The organism is Halochromatium sp. (genome assembly GCF_054919635.1).
Window position 1 is genome coordinate 1 of sequence record NZ_JBUDPI010000303.1, and the last position, 4,678, is coordinate 4,678.

At 62.6% G+C, this 4,678-nt stretch carries 4 protein-coding genes; 1 reads left to right on the forward strand and 3 read right to left on the reverse strand.

All coding sequences use genetic code 11. The annotated features are described in order from the left end of the window. The 3 genes from ACY693_RS15395 to glgC form a co-directional block, all read right to left on the reverse strand. The coding region (locus ACY693_RS15395) for a DUF3419 family protein (RefSeq protein WP_462322695.1) at positions 1-734 on the reverse strand (734 nt) is incomplete at its 3' end. Between the two features lie 210 nt (positions 735-944). After that, on the reverse strand, positions 945-2,432 hold the full coding sequence (gene malQ, locus ACY693_RS15400) for a 4-alpha-glucanotransferase (RefSeq protein ID WP_462322696.1): 1,488 nt from the start codon (positions 2,430-2,432) through the stop codon (positions 945-947). Between the two features lie 101 nt (positions 2,433-2,533). Next, on the reverse strand, positions 2,534-3,805 hold the full coding sequence (gene glgC / locus ACY693_RS15405; protein ID WP_462322697.1) for a glucose-1-phosphate adenylyltransferase: 1,272 nt from the start codon (positions 3,803-3,805) through the stop codon (positions 2,534-2,536). 141 nt (positions 3,806-3,946) lie between these two features. Between glgC and ACY693_RS15410 the strand changes: the two genes are divergently transcribed. Then, on the forward strand, positions 3,947-4,678 hold a 732-nt coding region (locus tag ACY693_RS15410), incomplete at its 3' end, for a GlgB N-terminal domain-containing protein (RefSeq protein WP_462322698.1).

The window sequence follows — 4,678 nt, forward strand, 5'->3', positions numbered from 1 at the left end:
CGGAAGAAGTAATCGAGCGACTCACGGACAACGCCGGCGCCACCGCGCTCGTGCTGCTCCTGCACCTCCTTGCGCTGCGGATGCGGGACACCGAGCATGCTCATGGTCAGCTGTCTCGAGAGCGTCCAGTTGATGGTGGGCGACCAGATCAGCGGTTGCACCCGGGTCTCGTAGACATGACGCTGATCGTCCAGTGAGCGCGTCTCGAACAGCTCCGAGATGCTCGCCGCCAACCTTGGCCGCACCCGCAGATAGGCATGGAAACCCTTGGCGACGATGCCGGAGAGGCCATGGAAGTAAAAGCTGCCACGCGGATGGCCGAACCACCGGATGCGCTTGTCCCAGAAACCTCGCGCAAATGGGCTAAGCTCTGCCCGCAGCTCGCGTCGATAGAGATGCTCAAAGCGGGGATGATGGCCATGGCCGAAGGCGGCGAAGAAGTCGTCGAACTCGAGCCGGCGGATGCCAGCAAGCTTGAGCTCGAGCAGCGCATTCTGGCGCGGATTGGCGTCGACCGCATGGATGGCCGCTGGCCCCACCAACGCATAGTCGAGCACGTTGCAGCCGGCGCTGGTGATCACCAGGATCTGGTCATCGGGTGCGATCTTGAGCACCAATCGGTCGACGGCCGGATCTTCCCAGCAGGTGTTGTAGACCAACGCACGGGAATAGATGGCGTCGAACACCTTCTGATCGAACTGATCGGCGAGGCTGGGTTTGGTCGTCACGAGCATGGCAGAGTCGCCCCGGTTGCAGTAAAGCCGTCCAAGGCTAGCAAGCCAAGGTGACGATGCTGTTGCGGGACCAAGACCGTCTGATTGCAGAAGCATGACGTGTCACGGTCGAGCCAGCCAAGGCAGGCTCACCGGACTGGCCCCGAGCTGGACGACGGAGCACCAGCCCGCGACAGGCATTCACCGCAGCCGCAGCCAGCGTCACAACCTCTAGTCAGCCGCCTCAAGGCGCCCATAGATGGTGATTAGATGCTTTAGCCGCTGCGCAATCTGATCATCGAGCTGATCCCACTGAAAGCGCCACCGCCAGTTACCGCTCGGCACCCCGGGTCGGTTCATCCGATGAAGCGTATCGAGCCCCATCAGGTCCTGCATCGGCACCACGGCCAAGTCAGCCCGCGAGGCCAGAGCGGCCCGGATCATCGGCCAGGGCATCGACTCTTGCGAATGCCCCAGATAGTCATCGACATGCTGTCGCAACCCCTCGTCCAGCGACTGATACCAGCCGAGGGTGGTGTCGTTATCGTGGGTGCCCGTGTAGCAGACCGAATCCCGACCATGGTGGAACGGTAGATAGGGGTTGCTAGGCCCGCCCTCGAAGGCGAACTGCAAGACCTTCATCCCGGGCATCCGATAGCGCCGTCGCAGCGCATCGACCTCGTCGGTGATTACGCCCAGGTCTTCAGCGATCAGCGGCAAGGCGCCGAGCTCGTCTCGCAAGCGCAAGAACAGGGCATCACCCTTGGCCTGGACCCAGGTGCCGTTCATCGCGGTCTCTTCTGCCGCCGGGACCTCCCAGTAGGCCTCGAAACCGCGGAAATGATCGATCCGGACCATGTCGAACAGGCGCAGCTGGGTGCGCATCCGATCGATCCAGAAGCGGAAGCCATTCTTCTCCAGCTCGTCCCAGCGATACAGCGGATTACCCCAGCGCTGACCGGTCGCGGAGAAATAATCGGGCGGCACGCCGGCGACGACCCGACAGGTGCCATCGGCATTCAGATCGAAATCGCCGGGCCGCGCCCAAACCTCTGCGCTGTCATGGGCGACGAAGATCGGCATATCGCCGAACAACCGAACCCCGCGACCATTGGCATGCGCGCGCAGCGCGTCCCATTGGCGAAAGAACACGAACTGCTCGAAACGGATGTAATCGATCTGCTCGCCAAGCCGTCGCCGCGCTTGGCCGAGGCTTCGCCCATCGCGGTTGCGCAGCCCTTTCGGCCATTGCCACCAGGGCGCCTGTTGCGCTTCATGGATCGCGCGGTAGAGCGCATAGTCGTCGAGCCAGTAGCGTTGCCCCTCGCAGAATTGATCGAGCTCGGCGCGCTCCTCGTCCGAGGCCGCACGCAAGAAGCCCTGGTGCGCCTGATGCAGCCGCTCGCGCTTGCTCGCGTCATCATCCGCGCTGCTGAGCTCGGCCGGCAGCCAGCCCCATTCGACCAGCGGCTCAAGCCCGATCAGCCGAGCACTGCCGGCATGCGCCGAGCTGGTTTGATAGGGCGAATCGCCGGCCTGTGGCGGCCCTACGGGCAACATCTGCCAGACCCTGACGCCGGCATCGGCCAAGAAATTGACGACATTGAAGGCCTCCCAACCGAGATCACCGCAGGGTCCGTCACCAGGGAGAGAGGTCAGATGCAACAAGACGCCGGCGCAGCGTTGGTCGAGACAGTCGGTCGCGGGGAGATCATCCATAAGAGACAGAAATCGGGTTACAGGCTCGTTTGAAGAGGCTAATCAGGATGCCAGCTTCGCGGTGTTTGAGCTAGCCAACGACCTGCGGCCTCGGCGACGATTCAGCTTACCCGGTTAACGGTCTGCCCAAGCAGCTCGGGTGTCACCAGGGTCACGCCGCCCTCGGAGACGTAGAAGCCGGCTGCTTCGTCCGCGGCACGATCACAACCAATGCGCATCTCATCAGGCAGACGGCACCAATGGTCGACAATGGCGCGGCGGATCACACAGCCACGGCCGATATCGACATTCGGCAAGATCACGCTGTCTTCGACATGCGCGAACGAGTGCACGCGCACATTCGAGAACAGGAGCGAGTGGCGCACCAGCGCACCAGAGATGATGCAGCCGCCCGAGACCATCGAGTCGACCGCCATGCCGCGCCGGATCTCGTCATCGAAGACGAACTTGGCCGGTGGCAGCTGCTCCTGATAGGTCCAGATCGGCCATTCATCATCGTAGAGACTGAGCGGCGGTGTCACGCCGATCAGCTCCAGATTCGCCTCCCAGAAGGCATCAACGGTGCCGACATCACGCCAATAGGCCTGGGCCCCGCTGTGCGGATCGCGGAACGGATAGGTCATCACCCGATAGCGCTCGATCGCGCGCGGGATCACATCCTTGCCGAAGTCGTGACTTGAGCTAGGTAGGTCGGCATCGGTGATAACCTGCTCAAAGAGGAAGTCGCGATTGAAGACGTAGATGCCCATCGACGCCAGTGCAACAGCGTCCCGACCTGGAATCGACGGCGGATCGGCCGGTTTTTCAACGAAGCCGCACACACGCTGTTCGCTGTCAACGCTGATGATCCCAAAGCCCGAGGCGCGCTCGCGCTCGACCTCGAGGCAGCCGATGGTCATATCGGCGCCGGATTCGACATGCTGGGCGATCATCGGGCCATAATCCATCTGGTAGATGTGATCGCCCGCCAGCACCAACACATACTCGGGGTCGTGATTGCGGATGATGTCCAGATTCTGGAATACCGCATCCGCGGTGCCGGCATACCAGGCGGTCTCCGTCACCCGTTGCTGTGCCGGCCACAGCTCGACGAATTCGCCAAATTCACCGCGCAGAAAGCCCCAGCCCTTTTGGATATGCAAGATCAGCGAGTGCGCCTTGTACTGAGTCAGTACGCCGATGCGGCGAATGCCCGAGTTGATGCAATTCGAGAGCGGAAAGTCGACGATCCGGAACTTGCCGCCAAAGGGCACAGCCGGCTTCGAGCGCCATTGCGTGAGATGGCGCAGGCGTGAGCCGCGACCGCCGGCCAGGATGAGCGCCAAGGTATTTCTCGTCAGGCGACTGACGAAGCGGGGATTGGCTTCCGACATGCTGGACCTTCAGGCGCGAACGCCAACTGGAATAGGGATGCCAGACTGATCAGCTTACACAGCCGGCCAGCCCCGGCGCTATGTCAACGCAGCGCTATGTTAACATCGTGCTCGGACAGTACCCCAGGATACCGATACGCCATGCCCGAGAGTCAGCTCCGCTACCCCGACCTCCCCGAGCCCCTGCTGCGGATTGTCGAGGCTCGACACTACGACCCCTTTGAGGTCCTAGGTCGCCACGAACAAGGCGATGGGACAGCCATCGTGCGGGTACTGCTTCCGCGTGCCGAGCGAGTGCGAATCGGCAAGGGCGACATCGAGCTGAGTCGCATCGAAGGCACCGACCTGTTCGTCTGGGAGGGTCCAGCGAGCGCCGTCGACGAGCGCTATCTGATCAGCTGGTACGACAAGCAGGGACAGGTCCACACCCAGCACGATCCCTACAGCTTCGAGCCACAGATCGCGGACTTCGATCTGCATCTGTTCGGCGAGGGCCGCCACTGGCATGCCTATCGCTTCCTCGGTGCTCGCCAGCATGAGGTCGATGGCATCCGCGGTTTCCAGTTTGGAGTCTGGGCACCAGGCGCAACCCGGGTCAGCGTGGTCGGCGCCTTCAACAATTGGGACGGTCGCGAGCATCAGATGCGGGTGCGCGCAGGCTCGGGGGTCTGGGAGCTTTTCATCCCCGGTCTGGAGCCCGCGGTGCTGTACAAGTTCGAGCTACGCTCCGCCGAGGGCGTGCCCATGGTCAAGATCGACCCCTATGCCAGCGCCTTCCAGGAGCGCCCGGATAACGCCTGCATCCTGCATGCCCCGAGCGGTTTCGAGTGGACCGACCAAGAATGGCTCGAGGCGCGCGCGAATGCCAACTGG